Below are 18,821 nucleotides of genomic sequence, written 5' to 3'. Positions count from 1 at the left end.
GCCGGGGGTGGCGCCCCGGCCGGCTCCCCCCGCAACCGACCCGTGACAAAGGAGTACACATGACCTCTCTCGACGCGCCCCGCGACCCCTCCGCCGGCGGGCGGGCACCCGCGGACACCGCGACCGGGGCGCCGCCCGACCCCACCCCCGGCGTCGCCACCGGGGCCGACCGCAGGAAGCTCATGGCCTCCCTGCTGGGCGGATACCTCTTCCTGTTCGCCACCTACGCGGGCGTCATCGCGATCCTCCTCCCCTATCAGGTGGGCCTCATCGACGCGGACGCGAAGGTCGGCAACCTCGCGATCGTCACGTCCCTGTCGGCGCTCGCGACGATCGTCGCCCAGCCCATCGTCGGGGCCCTCAGCGACCGCACGCGTACCCGCCTCGGCCGGCGCGCGCCCTGGATGGTCTTCGGCGGCATCGGCGGCGGCATCCTCACGATCGCGCTGCAGTTCTCCACGACGATCTTCTGGATCGCGGCGCTCTGGGTGCTCGCCCAGGTGCTGCTCAACGCCTTCCAGGCACCGATGTCGGCGGTCATCGCCGACCGCGTCGACGAGCGCCACCGCGCGACGGCGTCCGCCTTCACGGGCGTCGGCACGGCCCTCGGAGCCACGATCGGCATCGTCGTGGCCGGCCAGCTGCTGACGACCCTCGGCGTCGCGTACACCCTGTTCGGCGGTCTGGTCATCGTCGCGGCGGTCGCGTTCGTGCTCCTCAACCCCGACCGCACCGAGGTCGCCCCGGTGACCGACACGTTCCGCTGGGGCGCGTTCTTCCGCGGGTTCTGGGTCAGCCCGCGCAAGCACCCCGACTTCGGCTGGGCGTTCGGCGGCCGGTTCTTCATGGTCCTCGGCACACAGGGACTCGCCAACTACCAGTTCTACGTGCTCACCGACTACATCCACCTCGATCCCATCAGCGCGGGCGGCATCGCCGGTACGCTCTCGCTCTGCTCCGTCGTGACCACCGTGATCGGCACGCTCGTGTTCGGCCGGCTCAGCGACGTGATGCGACGCCGCAAGATCTTCGTGTTCGGCGCGAGCATCGTCGTGGTCATCGGCGTGATGATCCCGGTGTTCTCGCCCACGGTCACCGGCATGATCCTCATGTCGCTCGTCATGGGGATCGGCTCGGGCGCGTACACCGCGGTCGACTTCGCCCTCATGGTCGATGTCCTGCCGTCACGCGGCGACGCCGGAAAGGACCTCGGCGTGCTGAACATCGCCTCCAACGTTCCGCAGGCGCTCGTCGGCTCGGTCGCCGTCGCCCTGCTGGCGATGTCGGCGGGCAACTACGCGATCATCTTCTTCTTCGCCGCGATCTCGGTGATCATCTCGTCGCTGCTCGTCCTGCCGATCAAGTCGGTCCGGTGACCGGCGCCCCGATAAGGAGAGGGAACCTCATGTCCTCGCAGAGTCCCACCGTCACGACCGCCGCCGGCGCCGTCCGCGGAGTCCCGCACCCGCACGGTGCGGCGTTCTTCGGCATCCCGTTCGCGGAGGCGCCCGTCGGCGATCTCCGGTTCGCCGCACCACGCCGCGTCACCGGATGGGAGGGCGTCCGCGACGCCCTCCGGCCGGGGCCGACGCCGCAGCGCCGCCCCTTCGGGCCCGTCACCACCATCCCCGAGCCGTCCTTCCCGGGCGACGCGACGCTCAACGTCAACGTCTTCACGCCGGCCGCAGGCGACACCGCCGCCGGTCTGCCCGTGCTGGTGTGGATCCACGGCGGCGGGTTCTTCGCCGGGTCGCCGTCCGCCCCCTGGTACGACGGCCGCTCGTTCGCACGCGACGGGGTCGTCACCGTCTCCGTGTCGTACCGGCTCGGCTTCGACGGCTTCGGCTGGATCGACGGCGCGCCCCTCAACCGGGGCGTGCTCGACATGATCGCCGCGCTCGAGTGGGTGCAGGAGAACATCCGCGCGTTCGGCGGCGATCCGAGCCGGGTGACGATCGCCGGCCAGTCCGCCGGCGGGGCGGCCGTGCTGACCCTCCTCACCTCGCCGCGCACCGCGGGCCTCTTCCAGGCCGCGATCAGCGAGTCGGGACCGATGCCGGGAGTGCGCCCCGACGTCGCCGAACGCGGGGGTCGGGCCTTCGCGGCCGCCTGCGGAGTGAGCCCGGACGTCGCCGGATGGAGGACGCTCGGCGAGGACGAGATCCTCGACCGCCAGCCCGAGTTCCTGAACTCGGCGACGGCTCCGTCCCCGGCGTCCACCACGGACGAGCTGATCGCCGCGATCGGCGACGCCGATGCCGAGATGGGACTGCTGTTCTCTCCGGTGATGGACGGCGACGCGGTGGCGGCCGACCCGCGCGGCGCGCTGTCGAGCGGGCACGGGGCGGCGCTGCCGCTCCTGCTGGGCAGCACGCGAGACGAGTTCTCGTTCCCGTCCCCCATCCCGGAGGCGGACGTCGTCGCGCGTCTGCGCGCGGCGGGCGTGGGCGAGGAGTCGCTGTCGGGGTTCCTCTCCGACGTCGCCGCCACCGGCTCCGACCGCGCCCACTCGCGGCTCGTGACGTCGCAGCTGTTCCGCGCGGCGGTGCTGGCCGTGGCCGACGAGCGGCGGACCGCACCTGGCTCTACGACTTCGCCTGGCGCTCCCCCGTGACCGGGACGGCCGCGCACTGCTTCGAGATCCCCTTCGCGTGGGATCTGCTCGACGCCGACGGGGTCGACGTGCAGTTCGGCGATCACCCGCCGCAGGAGCTCGCCGATCGGATGCACGCCGACTGGCTGTCGGTGATCCGCGAGGGCCGCGCGCCGTGGCGTGCCATCGGGGACGACCCGGCCGGCGCGTTCGGCTACGACGCGCACTCCGGCTACCGGTCCGACGCGTACGCGTTCGAGCGCGCCCTGAAGAACGGCGACTGACCGCGCGCGTCTGACGACGAGGCCTGGCATCCGCCCGTCTGCCCCCGTAGCGTCGAGGGCAGGCGGGCGGCACCGTGCCGGCGTCGGAAGGAGACGGACATGGCGTACCTCACCGTGGCGACCGAGAACTCGACGGATGTGGAGATCTTCTACACCGACCAGGGCCCCTCCGACGGGCGACCCGTCGTGCTGATCCACGGGTTCCCGCTCAACGGCGAGTCCTGGGACCTCCAGCAGCACGCGCTGCGGGCGGCGGGCTTCCGGGTGATCTCGTACGACCGGCGCGGCTTCGGCGCCTCGTCGAAGACCGGTTCCGGGTCGGACTACGACACGTTCGCCGCGGATCTGCACGCTCTGATGGAGGACCTCGACCTGACCGACACCGTCCTGGTCGGCTTCTCCATGGGCACCGGCGAGATCGCGCGCTACCTGTCGCGCTACGGCGCCGGCCGGGTGGGGGCCGCCGCCTTCCTCGGCTCGCTCGAGCCCTTCCTCCTCATCACCGAGGACAATCCTGACGGCGCGGGCGATCAGGCGTTCTTCGACGGCACGGCGGCCGCCGTCGCGACCGATCGCCATGCCTTCCTCACCGGCTTCTTCCGCGACTTCTACAACCTGGAGGACCTCCTCGGCGAGCGCATCTCGCAGGAGGCGGTCGACGCGTCTGTCCAGGTCGCCAATCAGGCGGGGAACGCGGCGATCGCCGCGGCGCCGCTGACGTGGCCGACGGACTTCCGCGGGGACATCCCCGCCATCACGGTCCCGACGCTCATCCTGCACGGCACCGCCGACAACATCCTGCCGATCGACAAGACGGCCCGCCGCTTCAAGGAGCTGGTGCCGGAGGGCACACCACTCACCTACGTGGAGGTCGAGGGCGCACCGCACGGCCTCCTGCGCACGCACGGCGCCGAGGTCAACGAGGCTCTGCTCCCGTTCCTCCGCGGCTGAGGTCGGCGCAGCGGATGAACGGCGTGCGGCGACGGGCGACGGCCCGCCCGTCCGTCCGTCGCGCGCTCGCGCCGCTCGGTGTCCTCGGCGTCGGACTCCTCGCGTTCGGCGAGGTGCAGGCGTGGTGGGCGTCCCGCGCGGAGTACCCCTCTCGCGCGCAGCGCCGGCAGGGCCCGGGGGACGGACGAGACGTCGTCCTCGTGCTGGGGTTCCGCTCGCGCGAGGACGGACGCCCGAACGCCGTGCAGACCTGGCGCACGCGGATCGCGGCGCGCTCGGCGCCGCCCGGGGCGCTGTTCGTCTTCTCGGGGGGAGCCGTCCGCGGCCCCGAGCCGGAAGCCGTCGTCATGGCGCGCATCGCCACGAGTCGCCTCGGCATCGCACCGGACGACATCGCGATCGAGCCGGAGGCGCGCAGCACCCGCGAGAACCTCTCGCGATCGCTGCCGTGGCTGCGCGCCGCGCGCACGATCCGCCTCGCGTCGAACACCTCGCACGCCCGTCGCGCCCGCCGGTACCTGCGGGAGCTCGATCCCGGGCTGTGGCGGCGGCTGCGGCGGACGCGCGACGTCGTCCCGCTGGAGCTCGGGCCTCTCCGCCTCGCCGTGACCTTCTACGACGCGGTCGCCGCCCGGCGGGCGGCCCGCGGCGAGAGGGACGGCGGCTGAGGCGCCGAGGTCCGGTCGCTCAGCGCACGGTGGCCTCGGGCAGGCGCCGGCGCATCACCTCGATCGCCTCGGGGTTGTCGTCGACGAGCACGGCGTGGCGCCCGAGGGCGGCGGCCACGGCCCCCGTCGTGCCGCTTCCCGCGAACAGGTCGAGCACGCGGTCGCCCGGGCGGGTGGAGGCCTGCACGATGCGCCGCAGGATGCCCTCCGGCTTCTGGGTGGGGTACCCGGTCTTCTCGCGACCGCTGGTGGGGACGATGGTGTGCCACCAGACGTCCGTCGGGAGCTTGCCGCGCGCCGCCTTCTCCGGCGTGACGAGGCCCGGCGCCATGTACGGCTCGCGGTCGACGGCCTCGGAGTCGAACCAGTAGGCGCGCGGATCCTTGACGTAGACGAGGATCGTGTCGTGCTTGGTGGGCCACCGCCGACGCGACTTGGCGCCGTAGTCGTACGCCCAGATCAGCTCGTTCAGGAAGCAGTCGCGGCCGAAGAGGGCATCCAGCAGCACCTTCGCGTAGTGGGCCTCCCGGTAGTCCAGGTGCACGTAGAGGGTGCCGTCGTCGGCGAGCAGACGCCAGGCCTCGCGCAGCCGCGGCTCGAGGAAGTCCCAGTAGTCGTCGAACCGGTCGTCGTAGGCCCGCAGGTCGCCCCGCAGGCGGGCGTAGTCCGTGCCGCGGAAGCCCCTTTTGACCGGTGCGCGTTCATATCTCCGGAGATCGGGCGACAGCTCCGACGGATCGGCGGGCGGCGCGGGTTCTGCGGCCGAAGAATCCGGAGTTGTGAACGCAGTCTCGATGACCCGCCCCTGACGCTTCCCGGTGTTGAAGGGGGGATCCAGGTAGATGAGGGTGAATCCGGCGTCCGGCAGCGTGCGCGCCACCGCGAGATTGTCCCCCTGGACGATCTCGACGCGGCCCGGGGCAGGCGCGCCGATCGGCACCGCGGCCGTCACGGGACGCGGTGCAGCCACGCCTCGGTGGCGAACTTCGAGGTCACCAGCGCCTCGGCCTCGGCGTATTCCTCATCGGTGATATGCCCGGTCTCAGCGCCGTACAGGGTGGCGAAGGTCTCCTTGAGTCGGGCGATGATCGCCTCGCGCGGGAGCCCGGTCTGGCTGCGCAGCGGATCGACGCGCTTGGCCGCGGAGGTCGTCCCCTTGTCGCTGAGCTTCTCCCGCCCGATGCGGAGCACCTCGGTCATCACCTCGCCGTCCATGTCGTACGACATCGTGGCGTGGTGCAGGACCCCGCCGCCGGCCAGTCGCTTCTGCGCGGCCCCGCCGATCTTCCCCGTGGGCGAGGCGATGTCGTTGAGCGGCTGATAGGTGGCGTCGATGCCGAGCGAGCGCAGCGCCTGGAGCACCCAGTCGTCGAGGAAGGCGTACGAGTCGGCGAACGTCATCCCCGCCACGAGGGACGCCGGGACGTAGAGCGAGTAGGTGACGATCGAGTCGGCGCCCATCATCATCGCGCCGCCGCCGGAGATGCGGCGCACGACGTCGTAGCCGTGACGCGCGACGCCGTCCGGGTCGACCTCGTTGCGGTACGACTGGAACGAGCCGATCACGACGGCCGACTCGTTCCACTCCCAGATGCGCAGAGTGGGGTTGCGCAGACCCGCGCCGACCCGCGCGGTGAGGACCTCGTCCAGCGCCAGGTTCATGCGCGGCGACACGGCGCCGTCGTGCACGATCTCCCAGGTGAAGTCCTTCCAGCCGGGCGCGGTGACCAGCGCCCGGCGCACGGCGGTGCCGACCGACTCGGGGGTGAACCCGAGCAGCTGCGCCCCCTCGGGGAGAGCCCCGCGCACGGCGGCGGCGATGGCGGCCGCATCCGACTCGACGGGAAGACCCGTCACGGCCGCGTCGATGGCGCCGAGGGCGTCATCGGGCTCGAGGAAGAAGTCCCCCGCCAGGTGGAAGTCGGCGATGCGGCCGCCCTCGACCTCGAGATCGACGACGACGAGCTTGCCGCCCGGAACCTTGTACTCCCCGTGCATGCCTCCAGCCTAGGAGCTGGGCGCGCCGCGCGCTCAGGCCCGGGACGGGAAGCGCGCGCCCAGCCAGGCGAGCAGGTCGGCGATCACCTCGTCGCGGCTGACGTCGTTGAAGATCTCATGGCGGACGTCGGGGTACACGAGCGTGGTGACGTCGGTCAGTCCGGAGCGGGCGCGGTAGGCGTCGGCGAGGCGGTGCGCGCTGCGCGGACCGCCGAGGGTGTCGTCTCGTCCGACCGCGATGAGCACGGGCACGTCGTGGCCCAGCGCACGCGCCGGGCGCCCGAACATCCGCGCCCCGTCGACGACGCCGAACAGGGTCCGCACCGTCTCGGTCGACGTGAGCGGGTCGTCGAGGAAGGCCCGGCCGACGGAGAGGTCGGACGCGAGCCATTCCGTGCCCATCGCCCCGGGTGCCTTCCACGGCGCATTCAGGTCGCCGGCGTTCATCGAGCCGGGCCAGCGCAGGGCGGTGCCGGTGAGCACGATCCCGTCGTAGGCGTCGGGAGTCCGATCGAGCAGCATCTGCGCGAGGATCGATCCCCACGAATGCCCGACCACCACGAGCGGGAGGTCGGGGTGCTCGGCGTGGATCTGCTCCGTCAGCTGCGCGCACGCGGCCGTCGCAGCGCGCAGGCCGCCCGGCCCGAGCCGCCCCAGGCGCGTGCGGTCACCGCCGTGCTGGGCCATCCCCGTGCGCCCGTGACCACGATGGTCATCGGCGTAGACGAGATAGCCCGCCGCCGTCAGCGCGGCGGCGACGTGGGCGTAGCGCGCTGCGTGGTCCCCCACGCCGTGCAGGAGCTGGACGACGGCGCGGGGCGGCCCCTCGGGTGCGTAGACGTCGTAGAAGATGCGGATGCCCCACGCGTCGGTGAACGTGCGCTCCTCGCGCGATGACGTCGCCATGGGGGCGAGTCTAGGGGCGGCGCGGATGACGACGGAGCGGCCCCGGCCGTGGACTCAGTGTTCGATCGCCTGTTCGCCCCCGATGAGTGCGAGAGGGCCTTTCCCTCGGACTAATAGCTAGATAAACTAGCGTTTCATGGAAGAGCGCTCCTCCCGCCGCTGGTTCGGCCTGATCTTCATCAGCCTTGCCGTCGCGCTGATCATCGTCGACTCGACGATCGTGAACGTCGCCATCCCCGCGATCGTCGACGACCTCGGGATCACCTCGACGCAGGTGCAGTGGGTGCAGGAGGCGTACACCCTGGTGTTCGCGTCGCTCCTCCTGATGTTCGGGTCGCTCGCCGACCGCGTCGGACGCCGACGACTGCTGCTGATCGGCGTCGCCCTGTTCTCCGGAGCGTCCGTCGCGGCGGCCCTCGCGCCCAGCGGCGATCTGCTCATCCTCTCGCGGCTGGTCCAGGGCGTGGGCGGGGCGATGATGCTCCCGAGCACGCTGTCGCTGTTGAACGCCACCTTCCACGGTCGGGAGCGCGGGATCGCCTTCGCGGTGTGGGGCTCGACGATCGGGGGCATGGCGGCCGTCGGCCCTCTGCTCGGCGGATGGCTCACCACGTCGTTCTCCTGGCGCTGGGCGTTCGGGATCAACATCCCCCTCGGGATCGTCATCGTCGCCGGCATCCTCTGGGCCGTGACGGAGTCGCGCTCCGACCGCATCGGCCCCCTCGACGCGGTCGGAGCACTGCTCTCGATCGCCCTGTTCGGCAGCCTCGTGTTCGGGCTGATCGAGGGACGCACCCTCGGCTGGTGGACGACGGCCGACCCGTTCCGGATCGGCGGGTGGACCTGGCCCTGGTCGCTCTCACCGGTGCCGGTCGCCTTCGCGGTCGCCCTCGCGTCACTGGCGGGGTTCGTCGCCTGGTCCCGTCGCCAGGCGCACGCCGGCCGGCCGACGCTCCTGGACCCGCGCCTGTTCTCCATAGCGACCTTCCGCAACGGCAACATCGCCGCGCTCGTCGTCGCTCTCGGCGAGTTCGGGATCATCCTCTCGTTGCCGCTCTGGCTCCAGTTCGTCCTCGGGTTCGAAGCGGTGCAGACCGGGCTCGTTCTCATCTCGCTGGCCGCCGGATCCTTCGTCGCGAGCGGCGTCGCCGGAGCGGCAAGCGGCAGAGTCCGCCCCCTTCTCGTCGTGCGCGCTGGCCTGGTCGCCGAGATCGTCGGCGTCGTGCTCGTCGGCATCGTCGTCGGAGCGGACGCCGGCACTCGGGGCGCCTGGGGCTGGCTGCTGCCCTCCCTGTTCGTCTACGGCCTCGGCGTGGGTCTCGCCACGGCACAGCTGACGGGCCTCATCCTCCAGGACGTTCCCGTGGAGCTGTCCGGCCAGGGGTCGGGCACGCAGTCCACCGCACGCCAGGTCGGAGCGGCGCTCGGCATCGCGATCCTCGGCACGGTTCTGTTCTCCGGCACGGCGGGCATCCTCTCCACCACGCTCGACGACCGCGGACTGCCGCCCGCGCAGCGCGATCAGATCGTCTCGGCGGTCGTCAACAGTTCGGGCGGCGCGATCGCCGGACTCGCTGCAGACCCCGCCACCGCCGCGATCGCCGACGACGCCAAGGTCGCGTTCTCGGATGCCACCCGCCTGAGCGCCTTCGCCGCCGCCGCATTCCTCACCGTCGGGCTCGTCGCGACCATCCCGCTGGGCCGGTCGCGACGCCCGGACCCGACGCAGCACGACGGACGCCCCGGCGCCTGACGCGATCGGGCTCCTCCGCCGCGCGAGCGTCGTCTCACCGGACCGTTAGCAGCGCTAATGAGCTATGCTAATGAATCGTATGAGCACCGCCCCCGCATCACCGCCCCCCTCCGCCGATCACGACGACGCCGATCACGCACGTCTGGCCGCCGAAGCCTCCGAGTTCCGGATGGCGACCTTCCGCCTCGCCCGGAGGCTCCGGTCGCAGCGCGCGGTCGACACCATGAGCGACGGCCAGTTCGCCGTGCTCGCCGCGCTGTCCGCACACGGCCCGCACACGCTGGGCGAGCTCGCCGAGCGCGAGCGTGTCTCGCCGCCGTCGATGAACCGCACCGTCAACTGCCTCGAGGAGTCGGGATACCTCACGCGCACCCCGGACGCCGACGACCGCCGCAAGGTCAACATCGCCCTCACCGACGAGGGGCGCGACGTGGTCGAGGAGACCGTCCGCCGCCGCGACTCGTGGCTCGAGCACGCCTTCCGCGACCTCACGCCCGACCAGCGCGGGGTCCTCCACGCGGCCGCCGACCTCATGCGGGAGGTCGCCGCCCGATGAGCTCCCCCATGTTCCGCTCGTTCTCCGTCTTCAACTACCGGGTGTGGTTCATCGGGGCCCTGGTGTCCAACGTGGGCGCCTGGATGCAGGCCACCGCCCTCAGCTGGGTCGTCCTCACCGAGCTCACCCGCAACGACGCCGGGGCGATGGGCATCACGATGGCGCTGCAGTTCGCCCCGCCTCTGCTCCTCGTGAGTGTGACGGGGTGGGTCGCCGACCGCTTCGACCGTCGGCGGCTGCTCCTGGTGACGCAGACGTCCCTGATGGCGCTCGGAACCCTCATCGGTGCCCTGGTGCTCGCCGGCGTGATGACGCTTCCGCTCATGTACGTCTTCGCGTTCCTGCTCGGCCTCGTCGCGGCGTTCGACAATCCCGCGCGCCAGGCGTTCGTGTCCGACCTGGTCGACCGGGAGAACGCCGCGAACGCCGTCGCCCTGAACTCGGCGTCGTTCAACGCGGCCCGCATGATCGGCCCCGCGGCGGCGGGCGTCGTGATCGTCCTCGTCGGCACCGGCTGGGTCTTCCTCGTGAACGCCGCGACGTTCCTCGCGATGATCGTCGCGCTCATGCTCGTACGCACGGATGAGCTGATCCCGCGCGTCAAGGCTCCGGGCGCATCGCGTCTCGCCGACGGGTTCCGCTATGTCGGCGGACGACCCGACCTGCTGGTGACCTTCGTCATGGTCTTCCTGCTGGGCGCCTTCGGGATGAACTTCCCGATCTTCGCGTCCACGATGGCGCTCGAGTTCGGCCAGGATGCCGACGGCTACGGCCTGCTCTCGTCGATCCTCGCCATCGGGTCCCTCGCGGGCGCGCTCCTGGCGGCACGCCGGGATCGCGCGAGGATGCGCCTCGTGATCGTGGGCACCGGGATGTTCGCCGTCGCGGCCGCCGTCTCGGCTCTCATGCCCACGTATTGGCTGTATGCCGTCACGCTCATGTTCACCGGCTTCGCGGTCGTGACGACGTTGACGACCGCCAACGGCTACGTGCAGACCACGACCGACCCGGCACTGCGCGGCCGCGTCCTCGCCCTGTACATGGCGATCCTGATGGGCGGGACCCCCGTCGGCGCGCCCATCGTCGGCTGGCTCGCCGCGGAGTACGGCCCGCGCGTCGCCATCCTGGTCTCCGCCGCCGCCGTCTTCGTCGCCTTCGCGATCGGATTCGGATGGCTGCTCCGCTCCGGTCGCCTGCACCGGCACGAGTCGCGGCGCTTCGCTCTGTCGCTCGATGAGACGCGCCCCGTCTCCATCGTCGACGCGATCGCGCCGGAGGAGTTCAGCGACGAAGTGGCCGGGACGACGCCGATCCGCGTCACGGACGCCGCGGCGCCCTCGATCAGTGCAGGGAGAGGTCCGCGGCGGTCCGCCGCCAGCCGGTGAAAACGACCTCGAACCCGGCTCGCGTGGGCGCGCACAGGAACGGCCCCGCCTCGGCGACGAGATCTCCCGGGAAGGGGGCGACGCGCAGGAGACGGAGCGGCTCGCCGTCGATCCCGGCGCGGACGGTGAGGGCGTCCTCGCCGCGACTGATCCGCACCCGGAGCCGTCGGCCCGCCCACTCGGGGACGGCGCCGACCGACCAGTCCGACCGGCCGTCGGTGACGACCGCCCCGGCACCGAGCACGCCGTCGGCGAACTCGACGCCGGCCTTCGTCCACCGCTCCGCATCGGCGCGTACGAACAGGCCCGCCTGATCGAACTCTCCGGAGAAGTCGGCGTCGACGACGACCTCCATCGCGGACCCGACCGGTAAGGGCGCGACGAGCGCGTGCTCCGAGTCGTGGACGAACCCGTACGCGGTGCGCCGCCAGGCGTCGCTGCCCTCCACGGCGGTGACGCGCAACGCCCCTCCGATCGTCTCGGACGCGGCGGGAGCGTTCGTCCACCGCCCCTCGGTCCACTCGATGCGCGCGGCGGGCGGGGCGAGGGTGTCGTCGGCGTCCATGCCTCCATGCTAGGACGGCACCCCCCTGCGGCGCCGACGTCGGATGTCCGGGGCATAATGGCTGTACGCCGTCCGGCGATCCCAGGATTCGAGGTTCGATTGCCGTACCGTAACCAGGCCACCGTGCAGGCGTGGGTCGACGACTACCTCGCCGCCCGGCCGGAGCAGGGCGCGGCGGTCACCGTCCTCGAGAAGGACTTCACCCCCGGCCCCGAATCGGGTCTCGTGGTGGTGGGGCTGCGGAACGCGTCGACCATCACCTATATGCAGCCGACCGTCGTCGAGGGCCTGCCCTGCTGGATGGTCACGTTCGAGGCGCGTTCCGACGCGTTCGACCTGGATGCGGCGGGGGTGGCGCGTCTGTCGTCCGACCTCGCCGCGGTGGCCGCGCTGTGCGAGTACCTGCAGCACCGGACAGACGCGGCCATCGATCTCGCCGCGGACGAGGCGGCAGGAGCGGACCCGGCCGAACCCGCCCTGACGTGACGCTCCCCGGGCTCAGACGCCCGGGATGACCGTCGCGACGGCGAGCACGCCGAGCGCGAGCAGCCCGGTGGCCGTCGCCGCGAGCTGCAGGCGAGCCGGTGAGAGGGCCCCCGCCACAGAGCGTGACGGAGCGACGCCGGCCGGCGCCGACTCCACCGCGCGCTTGGCCCGCTCGAGGCTGTCGTAGCGCCCGATCGGAGTCGATCTGCCGTCGAACCCGACGACGTGACCGTCGCTGGTCCGCTCCGCGAAGCCGACGAACTCCCCGGCGCGCGACGCGACGTGGAATCCGGCCTCCACGCGCACCCAGGTGACCCTCCGGTCGCTGAGGGTGGGCAGCACCGCGCTCACGCCGCCACCGCCAGCGCGGGCTTCGCATCCGCCGCCGCATCGAGGTCGATCGCGATGCCCATCGACGATGCGGCCGCCTGCGCGAGCTCGTTGACGTAGGCCGGGTCGAGTCGGATCGGGTCGGAGCCGTCGAACTCGAAGCGCAGGGGGATCGCGCAGTGCACCCAGATGGTGGAGCGCCCGCGCTCGCGCGACGAGAACGAGACACTGAAGCCCTCCGAGCGTCGGAGCTTCGTGGTGGCGACCATCTTGAGGTGGGCGAGCTCGCGGTCGTCGACGACGATCGCGTCGGTGCTGTTGCCGTAGTACAAGCGTCCCATGATGGCTCCTCCTGGTCGGTTGCCCGAAAGGTTATTCGGTATGTAAGTAGTTAGTCAAGCAAGCTATATTGAAACCTACACTGCGGCTGAGCTATCCTGATCTTCGACCGGACGGGAGCGAAGACATGGGCGCATCCGCGAGCACCGCAGACGTGCTGCACGCCCTCGCACGCTTCCGCAGCGCCGACGCGGAGATGCACCAGCGGGTACGCGCCACCGCCTCTCTGAGCGAGAACGAGCTGCGCATCCTCGACTTCCTCGTCCGCGAGCATGCCGCCGATCGCGTGGTGAAGCCGAGCGACATCTCCCGCCACCTCGGGATCAGCTCCGCCTCGACGACGGCTCAGCTCGACCGCCTCGAGCGACAGGGAAGCGTCCAGCGCGTCAGCCACCCGACCGATCGGCGCAGCATCCTGATCGCCCCCACGGCGCAGGCCGCAGACGAGGTCGCGACACTCGTCGACGCGTTCGAGTCGCGCGTGCGCGAGGTCGTGGACACCCTCGGCCCCGACGGCCGAGTCTCGGTCCTCGCCTTCCTGACCGCCGTCGCCGAGGCATCCGAGGACGTCGCCGCCTCACCGGAGCGCGCGTACACGCTCGCGTGAGCACGCAGGACCCGCCGGCGCGCAGAGCCGGCTACGCGTCGATCTGATCCACCGCGGCGCGCATGGCGTCGAGGAACGCGATCACCGTCTCGCGCTGCGTGGTGTCCATGTCGCGCACGACCGCCATCATCCGCGCGTGCATCTGCGTGAGCGTATGCCGCACCTCGTCGTCGGAGCGCTCGGTCGCGGTGATCAGCACGCTGCGCCGGTCGCCCGGATTGGGGGCGCGCACGATGTGGCCCGACTTCTCCAGCCTGTCCAGGAGCGCCGTGGTCGAGGCGGATGTGATCCCGAGATAGCGAGCCAGCGCCGCCGGCGTGACGATCTCGTCGCGCATCTGCGCCCGCATGAGGAAGCGGAGGACCAACAGCTCGTTCTCACCCATGTCCATCGACTGCTGCGTGCGGCGGCGCATGGCGACTTCGGCCGCCCGGTACGAGCGCATCGCCTCCATCACCGAGGTCGAGCGGGCGTCGTCGTCGACGTACCAGTACGACGGCGGCTCGGCGGAGGTGGTCATCGAGTCATTGTCGCGCAGGCCGGGCCCGACGGAAAACCCCCGCGGAGGGTGGACATCGCCTCGCGGCGTCACTACGATCTTGGTTACCGTTCGATAACCGAAATGAGGATGCCGTGTCGACGACGACCAGCACCGGGTATCGCGATCTCGTCGCGCAGCTGAGGGAGCGCCGCGAGGCGGCCGCCCTCGGAGGCCCGGAGACCTCCCGGCGCCGCCACGTCGAGCGCGGCAAGCTGCTCGCGCGCGACCGGATCGATGCACTCCTGGACCGCGGCAGCCCCTTCCTCGAGCTCGCACCGTTGGCGGCAGACGGCCTCTACGATGGTCACGCTCCCGGAGCGGGTGTCGTCGCGGGGATCGGGCTCGTCCACGGGCGGCACGTCATGGTGGTCGCGAACGACGCGACCGTCAAGGGCGGCACCTACTATCCGCTGACCGTGAAGAAGCATCTGCGCGCACAGGAGATCGCGGCGGAGAACAGGCTCCCCTGCGTCTACCTCGTCGACTCCGGCGGCGCGTTCCTGCCGCTGCAGGACGAGGTGTTCCCCGACCGCGACCACTTCGGGCGCATCTTCTACAACCAGGCACGGATGTCTCGCGACGGCATCCCGCAGATCTCGGCCGTCATGGGCTCCTCCACCGCCGGCGGGGCCTACGTCCCGGCGATGAGCGACCAGACGGTCATCGTGCGCGACCAGGGGACGATCTTCCTCGGCGGCCCGCCGCTGGTCAAGGCGGCGACGGGAGAGGTGGTCTCCGCGGAGGAGCTCGGCGGAGGCGTGACCCACTCGCGGATCTCGGGGGTGACCGACCACCTCGCCGCCGACGACGCCCACGCGCTGCGGATCGTCCGCGAGATCGTCGCCACGGTTCCGGAGCCCGCTCCCCTCCCCGCCCCGCTCGGCCCCGCCGACCCGCCGCTGCACGACGCCGACACTCTCTACGATGTCGTCCCGGTCGAGCTCACGACCCCCTACGACGCGCGCGAGATCATCGTCCGCCTCGTGGACGGCAGCCGCTTCAGCGAGTTCAAGAAGGAGTACGGCGAGACCCTCGTCACCGGATTCGCCCACATCCACGGGCATCCCGTGGGCATCGTCGCCAACAACGGCGTCCTGTTCGCCGAGTCCGCACTCAAGGGCGCGCACTTCGTGGAGCTGTGCGATCAGCGCGGCATCCCGCTGCTGTTCCTGCAGAACATCACCGGGTTCATGGTCGGGCGCGAGTACGAGCACGGGGGCATCGCCAAGCACGGCGCCAAGATGGTCGGGGCCGTCGCGTGCGCGCGGGTGCCCAAGCTCACCGTCGTCGTCGGCGGGTCCTTCGGCGCGGGAACCTACTCGATGTGCGGCCGCGCCTACTCGCCGCGCTTCCTCTGGCTCTGGCCCGGCGCCCGCGTCTCCGTCATGGGCGGCCCGCAGGCCGCGTCCGTCCTCTCGACGGTGCGGGGCGAGCAGCTCGCCGCCGCCGGGCAGCCGTGGACGGACGAGGATCGCGCGAGCTTCGAGGCGCCCATCCGCGCGCAGTACGAGCACCAGGGGAGCCCCTTCTACTCGACCGCCCGGCTCTGGGACGACGGGATCATCGAACCCGCCCAGACCCGCGACGTCCTGGGACTCGCCCTCGACGTCGTCCGCCGCCCTCCGCTCCCCGCCGTCGGCTACGGCGTCTTCCGGATGTGATCCCCGTGGCCGCCCTCACCACCGTCCTCATCGCCAACCGCGGCGAGATCGCCGTCCGCATCATCCGGACCCTCCGCGCCCTCGGCATCCGCTCGGTCGCCGTCTACAGCGACGCCGACGAGGACGCGCTGCACGTCCGCCTCGCGGACGAGGCCGTGCGCCTCGGCCCCGCCGCCGCGGCACAGAGCTACCTGTCGATCGACCGGGTGCTGGATGCCGCCGCGCGCACCGGCGCGCAGGCGATCCATCCCGGCTTCGGCTTCCTGGCCGAGAACGCCGGGTTCGCACGCGCCTGCGCGGATGCCGGACTCGTGTTCATCGGCCCCTCCCCCGAGGCCATCGAGATCATGGGGGACAAGATCTCGGCGAAGCTCACCGTCGAGGCGCGCGGCGTCCCCACGGTGCCCGGCATCGCCCGCCCGGGCCTCAGCGATGCGGAGATCGTCGCCGTCGCGCCGGACGTGGGGTTCCCCGTCCTCGTCAAGCCCTCCGCGGGCGGCGGCGGCAAGGGCATGCACGTCGTCGCGGATGCCTCCGGGCTCGCCGCCGCGGTCGCGTCCGCGAGGCGCGAGGCGGCGGCGTCGTTCGGCGACGACACCCTGTTCCTGGAGCGCTACGTCACCGCGCCGCGGCACATCGAGGTGCAGATCATGGCCGACGCCCACGGCGGTGTCGTCCACCTCGGCGAGCGGGAGTGCTCGCTGCAGCGCCGGCATCAGAAGGTCGTCGAGGAGGCCCCGTCGCCGCTTCTCGACGAACGCACGCGGGAGCGCATCGGCGCGGCGGCGTGCGAGACGGCCCGCAGCGTCGGATACGTCGGCGCGGGCACGGTCGAGTTCATCGTGCCCGGCGACCGCCCGGACGAGTTCTTCTTCATGGAGATGAACACGCGCCTGCAGGTGGAGCATCCCGTCACGGAGCTCATCACCGGCCTCGACCTCGTCGAGCTGCAGCTGCGCATCGCCGCCGGGGAGCCGCTCCCGATCACTCAGGACGACGTGCGACTGCGCGGCCACGCCATCGAGGTGCGGGTCTACGCGGAGGATCCGCGGGCCGGCTTCCTTCCGACCGGGGGTCGCGTCATGCACGTCGTCCACCCGACGGGAGACGGCGTGCGCGTGGACACCTCGCTCGAGGACGGTCTGACCGTCTCGACCGACTACGACCCCATGCTCGCCAAGGTGATCGCCTGGGGACCGGACCGCGATGAGGCACGACGCCGTCTCGTCCGGGCCGTCGAGAGCACCGCGATCTTCGGGTTCGAGACCAACCTGACGTTCCTGCGCCTCCTCCTCGAGCATCCCGACGTCGTCGCGGGCGATCTCGACACGGGACTGATCGCGCGCGTGTTCGACGACCTGCCCTTCCCCGATCCCGGGCCGCGCACATGGGCGGAGGCCGCGCTGCTGCGGCACCTCGGCGATCAGGCCGCGCCGAGCGCGCACGCGGCGGGGCCGCCCTGGACGCGCGCCGACGGGTGGCGCCTGGGCGCCGCCGCGCCGAGCGTCTACGACCTCGTCTCGGGCGAGGACCGTGCCCGCGTGCGGGTGTGGAGCACACCGCTGCGCGTCGCCGTCGACGACGACGAACCCGTGACCGCCCGGGTGCACGTCACCGACCGGGACGGATCCGGCACCGCGTCGATCGACCTCGACGGTCGTGTGCGGACGTTCCCCTTCGCCGTCGACGCGTCGCCTGCGGGCGGCGTGTGGCTCACGACCGACGGCACGACGGTCCGCGTGGACGAGCGGCGGACCGACGACGCGACCGCCGACGAGGGCGAGGCGTCGCCGACGGTCGTGTCGCCCCTGCCGGGCACGGTCGTCCTGGTCGCCGTCGCCGACGGTGCGCTCGTTCGCGCCGGTGACCCGCTCGTCGCGGTGGAGGCCATGAAGATGGAGCACGTGCTCCGCGCCGGCGTGGACGGGGTCGTGCGGGTGCGCGTCGCCGTGGGCGATCAGGTGAGCCGCGGCGGCGTGGTGGCTGCCATCGAACCGGAGGAGAGCAGGGAATGAGCGAGATCATCCGCCAGCGCGGGCTGTACCTCGAGGAGTTCGTCGAGGGGGCGGTCTACCTCCACGCCCCGGGACGAACGGTGACCGAGGCCGACAACGTGCTGTTCACGACGCTCACGATGAACACGCAGTCCCTGCACCTGGACGCGGCGTGGTCGCAGGAGACGGAGTTCGGCGAGCGCCTCGTCAACAGCATGTTCACGCTCTCCACGATGGTCGGGCTGTCGGTCTCGCAGCTCACGCAGGGCACCATCGTGGCGAACCTCGGCTTCGACGAGGTGAGCTTTCCCGCACCGGTGCGGATCGGCGACACCCTCTACGCCGAGACGCGCGTCGCCGGCACGCGCCCGTCCGCCTCGCGACCGGGGCAGGGCATCGTCGAGCTGGCGCACACGATGCGCAATCAGCGCGGCGAGATCGTCGCGCAGGCGACCCGCCGGACCCTCATGCTGTGCCGGCCGGCGGACGACTGAACGACCCGCTCCCGCCGAGGGCGCGTCGGGCCATGTCGGCGAGGATCCGGGCCGCGTCGTCGCCCGACGCGCTCGCACTGTGCGGGGTCGAGTTGAGCAGGCCGAACACGCCGAGCAGCCGCGTGCGACGCTCCGCGGCGCCGAGCCCTGGGTGGGCGACGTCGAGGACGAGGTCCCACGCCTCGACGTACTCGCGCTGGAGCCGCCGCACCCGGTGATTCGTCTCCGCGTCGAGCCCCGCCAGCTCTCGGTCCTGGATGCGGATGATGTCGGGGGCGTCGATCGCGAAGCCGATGTGGAAGTCGATGAGCTCGTCCAGTGCGGTGCGCGCGCGCGATCCGTCGAGCGGAGTCGCCGCCGCGACGATCTCCCGGCCGCCCGCCAGGAGGCGCTCGCTCGCGCCCACCAGGAGCTCCGCGAGGATCGCATCCTTGCTGGCGAAGTGCTTGTACAGCGCGGGTCCGCTCATCCCGACGGATTCGCCGATCTCGACCGTCGTCACTCCGGCGAACCCGCGCCGCGCGAACAGGGCGGCCGCCTCGGCCAGCAGCCGCGCCCGACGGTCGGCCTTCTGCGAGCTGCGCCACGTGGTCACCTCGCCAGCGTACCGAGGCACCGGGTCGGCATCGGGTTGCGGCGGCGCCCTTCTCGGTTATATCGTCTTTATCACACTATCAAGGCCTGATTATGTTACTTGAAGGTCTTAGTCA

21 protein-coding genes are annotated in these 18,821 nt (G+C 71.7%); 13 read left to right on the top strand and 8 right to left on the bottom strand.

Annotated elements, in window-relative coordinates:
* Positions 1–59 precede the first annotated feature (59 nt).
* The 5 genes from WFI00_RS02025 to WFI00_RS02005 all read left to right on the top strand — a co-directional run bounded on the left by WFI00_RS02025 (position 60) and on the right by WFI00_RS02005 (position 4,496).
* Complete coding sequence (locus WFI00_RS02025; protein ID WP_336630895.1) at positions 60–1,376, top strand: MFS transporter; 1,317 nt, start codon at positions 60–62, stop codon at positions 1,374–1,376.
* Between the two features lie 29 nt (positions 1,377–1,405).
* Positions 1,406–2,614, top strand: coding sequence for a carboxylesterase/lipase family protein (locus WFI00_RS02020; RefSeq protein ID WP_336630894.1), 1,209 nt, complete (start codon positions 1,406–1,408; stop codon positions 2,612–2,614).
* The gene (locus WFI00_RS02015; RefSeq protein ID WP_336630893.1) at positions 2,611–2,877 is read left to right on the top strand and encodes a hypothetical protein; all 267 of its coding nucleotides are present in this window, start codon (positions 2,611–2,613) and stop codon (positions 2,875–2,877) included. Before WFI00_RS02020 ends, WFI00_RS02015 begins: the two co-directional genes overlap by 4 nt.
* Before the next feature lie 99 nt (positions 2,878–2,976).
* A complete protein-coding gene (locus WFI00_RS02010) occupies positions 2,977–3,828 on the top strand; it encodes an alpha/beta fold hydrolase (protein WP_336630892.1) in 852 nt (283 codons plus the stop codon).
* A gap of 14 nt (positions 3,829–3,842) precedes the next feature.
* Positions 3,843–4,496, top strand: coding sequence for a YdcF family protein (locus tag WFI00_RS02005; protein WP_336630891.1), 654 nt, complete (start codon positions 3,843–3,845; stop codon positions 4,494–4,496).
* Between the two features lie 19 nt (positions 4,497–4,515).
* Here the strand turns inward: WFI00_RS02005 and WFI00_RS02000 are convergent, their stop codons facing one another.
* The 3 genes from WFI00_RS02000 to WFI00_RS01990 are packed head-to-tail and all read right to left on the bottom strand — an operon-like array spanning position 4,516 to position 7,400.
* Positions 4,516–5,466: a DNA-methyltransferase gene (locus tag WFI00_RS02000; RefSeq protein WP_336630890.1), complete on the bottom strand. Its 951-nt coding sequence runs from the start codon at positions 5,464–5,466 to the stop codon at positions 4,516–4,518.
* Complete coding sequence (locus WFI00_RS01995) at positions 5,445–6,494, bottom strand: lipoate--protein ligase family protein (protein WP_336630889.1); 1,050 nt, start codon at positions 6,492–6,494, stop codon at positions 5,445–5,447. The genes WFI00_RS02000 and WFI00_RS01995 overlap by 22 nt, the downstream gene beginning before the upstream one ends.
* Positions 6,495–6,527: 33 nt before the next feature.
* Positions 6,528–7,400, bottom strand: coding sequence for an alpha/beta hydrolase (locus WFI00_RS01990; RefSeq protein ID WP_336630888.1), 873 nt, complete (start codon positions 7,398–7,400; stop codon positions 6,528–6,530).
* A 136-nt stretch (positions 7,401–7,536) separates the two neighbouring features.
* Between WFI00_RS01990 and WFI00_RS01985 the strand changes: the two genes are divergently transcribed.
* The 3 genes from WFI00_RS01985 (at position 7,537) to WFI00_RS01975 (ending at position 11,094) form a co-directional block, all read left to right on the top strand.
* Positions 7,537–9,153 carry a DHA2 family efflux MFS transporter permease subunit gene (locus WFI00_RS01985; RefSeq protein WP_336630887.1) on the top strand — a complete coding sequence of 539 codons (1,617 nt, stop codon included), beginning with the start codon at positions 7,537–7,539 and terminating at the stop codon, positions 9,151–9,153.
* Positions 9,154–9,232: 79 nt separating this feature from the next.
* Positions 9,233–9,709 (top strand): MarR family winged helix-turn-helix transcriptional regulator, encoded by a 477-nt coding sequence (locus WFI00_RS01980; protein WP_442928280.1) that lies wholly within the window; start codon positions 9,233–9,235, stop codon positions 9,707–9,709.
* Complete coding sequence (locus WFI00_RS01975) at positions 9,706–11,094, top strand: MFS transporter (protein WP_336630886.1); 1,389 nt, start codon at positions 9,706–9,708, stop codon at positions 11,092–11,094. Before WFI00_RS01980 ends, WFI00_RS01975 begins: the two co-directional genes overlap by 4 nt.
* On the opposite strand, the gene WFI00_RS01970 is transcribed toward WFI00_RS01975, so the two are convergent.
* Complete coding sequence (locus WFI00_RS01970) at positions 11,051–11,659, bottom strand: DUF1349 domain-containing protein (RefSeq protein WP_336630885.1); 609 nt, start codon at positions 11,657–11,659, stop codon at positions 11,051–11,053. The two genes, WFI00_RS01975 and WFI00_RS01970, sit on opposite strands and share 44 nt — an antisense overlap.
* A gap of 99 nt (positions 11,660–11,758) precedes the next feature.
* Here WFI00_RS01970 and WFI00_RS01965 point away from each other — a divergent pair, with 99 nt between their 5' ends.
* Positions 11,759–12,145, top strand: coding sequence for a protein-L-isoaspartate carboxylmethyltransferase (locus tag WFI00_RS01965; protein ID WP_336630884.1), 387 nt, complete (start codon positions 11,759–11,761; stop codon positions 12,143–12,145).
* 12 nt (positions 12,146–12,157) lie between these two features.
* Here WFI00_RS01965 and WFI00_RS01960 read toward each other — a convergent pair whose 3' ends face one another.
* Together WFI00_RS01960 and WFI00_RS01955 are read right to left on the bottom strand one after the other, a co-directional pair.
* Positions 12,158–12,496 carry a peptide ABC transporter permease gene (locus WFI00_RS01960; protein WP_336630883.1) on the bottom strand — a complete coding sequence of 113 codons (339 nt, stop codon included), beginning with the start codon at positions 12,494–12,496 and terminating at the stop codon, positions 12,158–12,160.
* Positions 12,493–12,816, bottom strand: a complete 324-nt coding sequence (locus WFI00_RS01955; protein WP_336630882.1) for a DUF7882 family protein — start codon at positions 12,814–12,816, stop codon at positions 12,493–12,495. The genes WFI00_RS01960 and WFI00_RS01955 overlap by 4 nt, the downstream gene beginning before the upstream one ends.
* Before the next feature lie 125 nt (positions 12,817–12,941).
* Here WFI00_RS01955 and WFI00_RS01950 point away from each other — a divergent pair, with 125 nt between their 5' ends.
* Positions 12,942–13,421: a MarR family winged helix-turn-helix transcriptional regulator gene (locus tag WFI00_RS01950; RefSeq protein ID WP_336630881.1), complete on the top strand. Its 480-nt coding sequence runs from the start codon at positions 12,942–12,944 to the stop codon at positions 13,419–13,421.
* A 31-nt stretch (positions 13,422–13,452) separates the two neighbouring features.
* Here WFI00_RS01950 and WFI00_RS01945 read toward each other — a convergent pair whose 3' ends face one another.
* Entirely contained in the window at positions 13,453–13,941 is a 489-nt protein-coding gene (locus WFI00_RS01945; RefSeq protein WP_336630880.1) for a MarR family winged helix-turn-helix transcriptional regulator, read from the bottom strand.
* 113 nt (positions 13,942–14,054) lie between these two features.
* Here WFI00_RS01945 and WFI00_RS01940 point away from each other — a divergent pair, with 113 nt between their 5' ends.
* From WFI00_RS01940 to WFI00_RS01930, 3 genes are read left to right on the top strand one after another with little or no spacing between them, the layout of a single operon-like run.
* Positions 14,055–15,623, top strand: a complete 1,569-nt coding sequence (locus WFI00_RS01940) for a carboxyl transferase domain-containing protein (RefSeq protein ID WP_336630879.1) — start codon at positions 14,055–14,057, stop codon at positions 15,621–15,623.
* Positions 15,624–15,628: 5 nt separating this feature from the next.
* Positions 15,629–17,638, top strand: a complete 2,010-nt coding sequence (locus WFI00_RS01935) for an acetyl/propionyl/methylcrotonyl-CoA carboxylase subunit alpha (protein WP_336630878.1) — start codon at positions 15,629–15,631, stop codon at positions 17,636–17,638.
* Positions 17,635–18,111, top strand: a complete 477-nt coding sequence (locus WFI00_RS01930) for a MaoC family dehydratase (protein ID WP_336630877.1) — start codon at positions 17,635–17,637, stop codon at positions 18,109–18,111. Before WFI00_RS01935 ends, WFI00_RS01930 begins: the two co-directional genes overlap by 4 nt.
* Here WFI00_RS01930 and WFI00_RS01925 read toward each other — a convergent pair.
* A complete protein-coding gene (locus WFI00_RS01925) occupies positions 18,083–18,706 on the bottom strand; it encodes a TetR/AcrR family transcriptional regulator (protein WP_336630876.1) in 624 nt (207 codons plus the stop codon). The two genes, WFI00_RS01930 and WFI00_RS01925, sit on opposite strands and share 29 nt — an antisense overlap.
* Positions 18,707–18,821 lie beyond the last annotated feature (115 nt).

The organism is Microbacterium sp. MMO-56 (assembly GCF_037146215.1).
GTDB lineage: Bacteria > Actinomycetota > Actinomycetes > Actinomycetales > Microbacteriaceae > Microbacterium.
The sequence above is the reverse complement of the archived record's forward strand: the minus strand, read 5'-3'. Positions and strand labels throughout refer to the sequence as shown.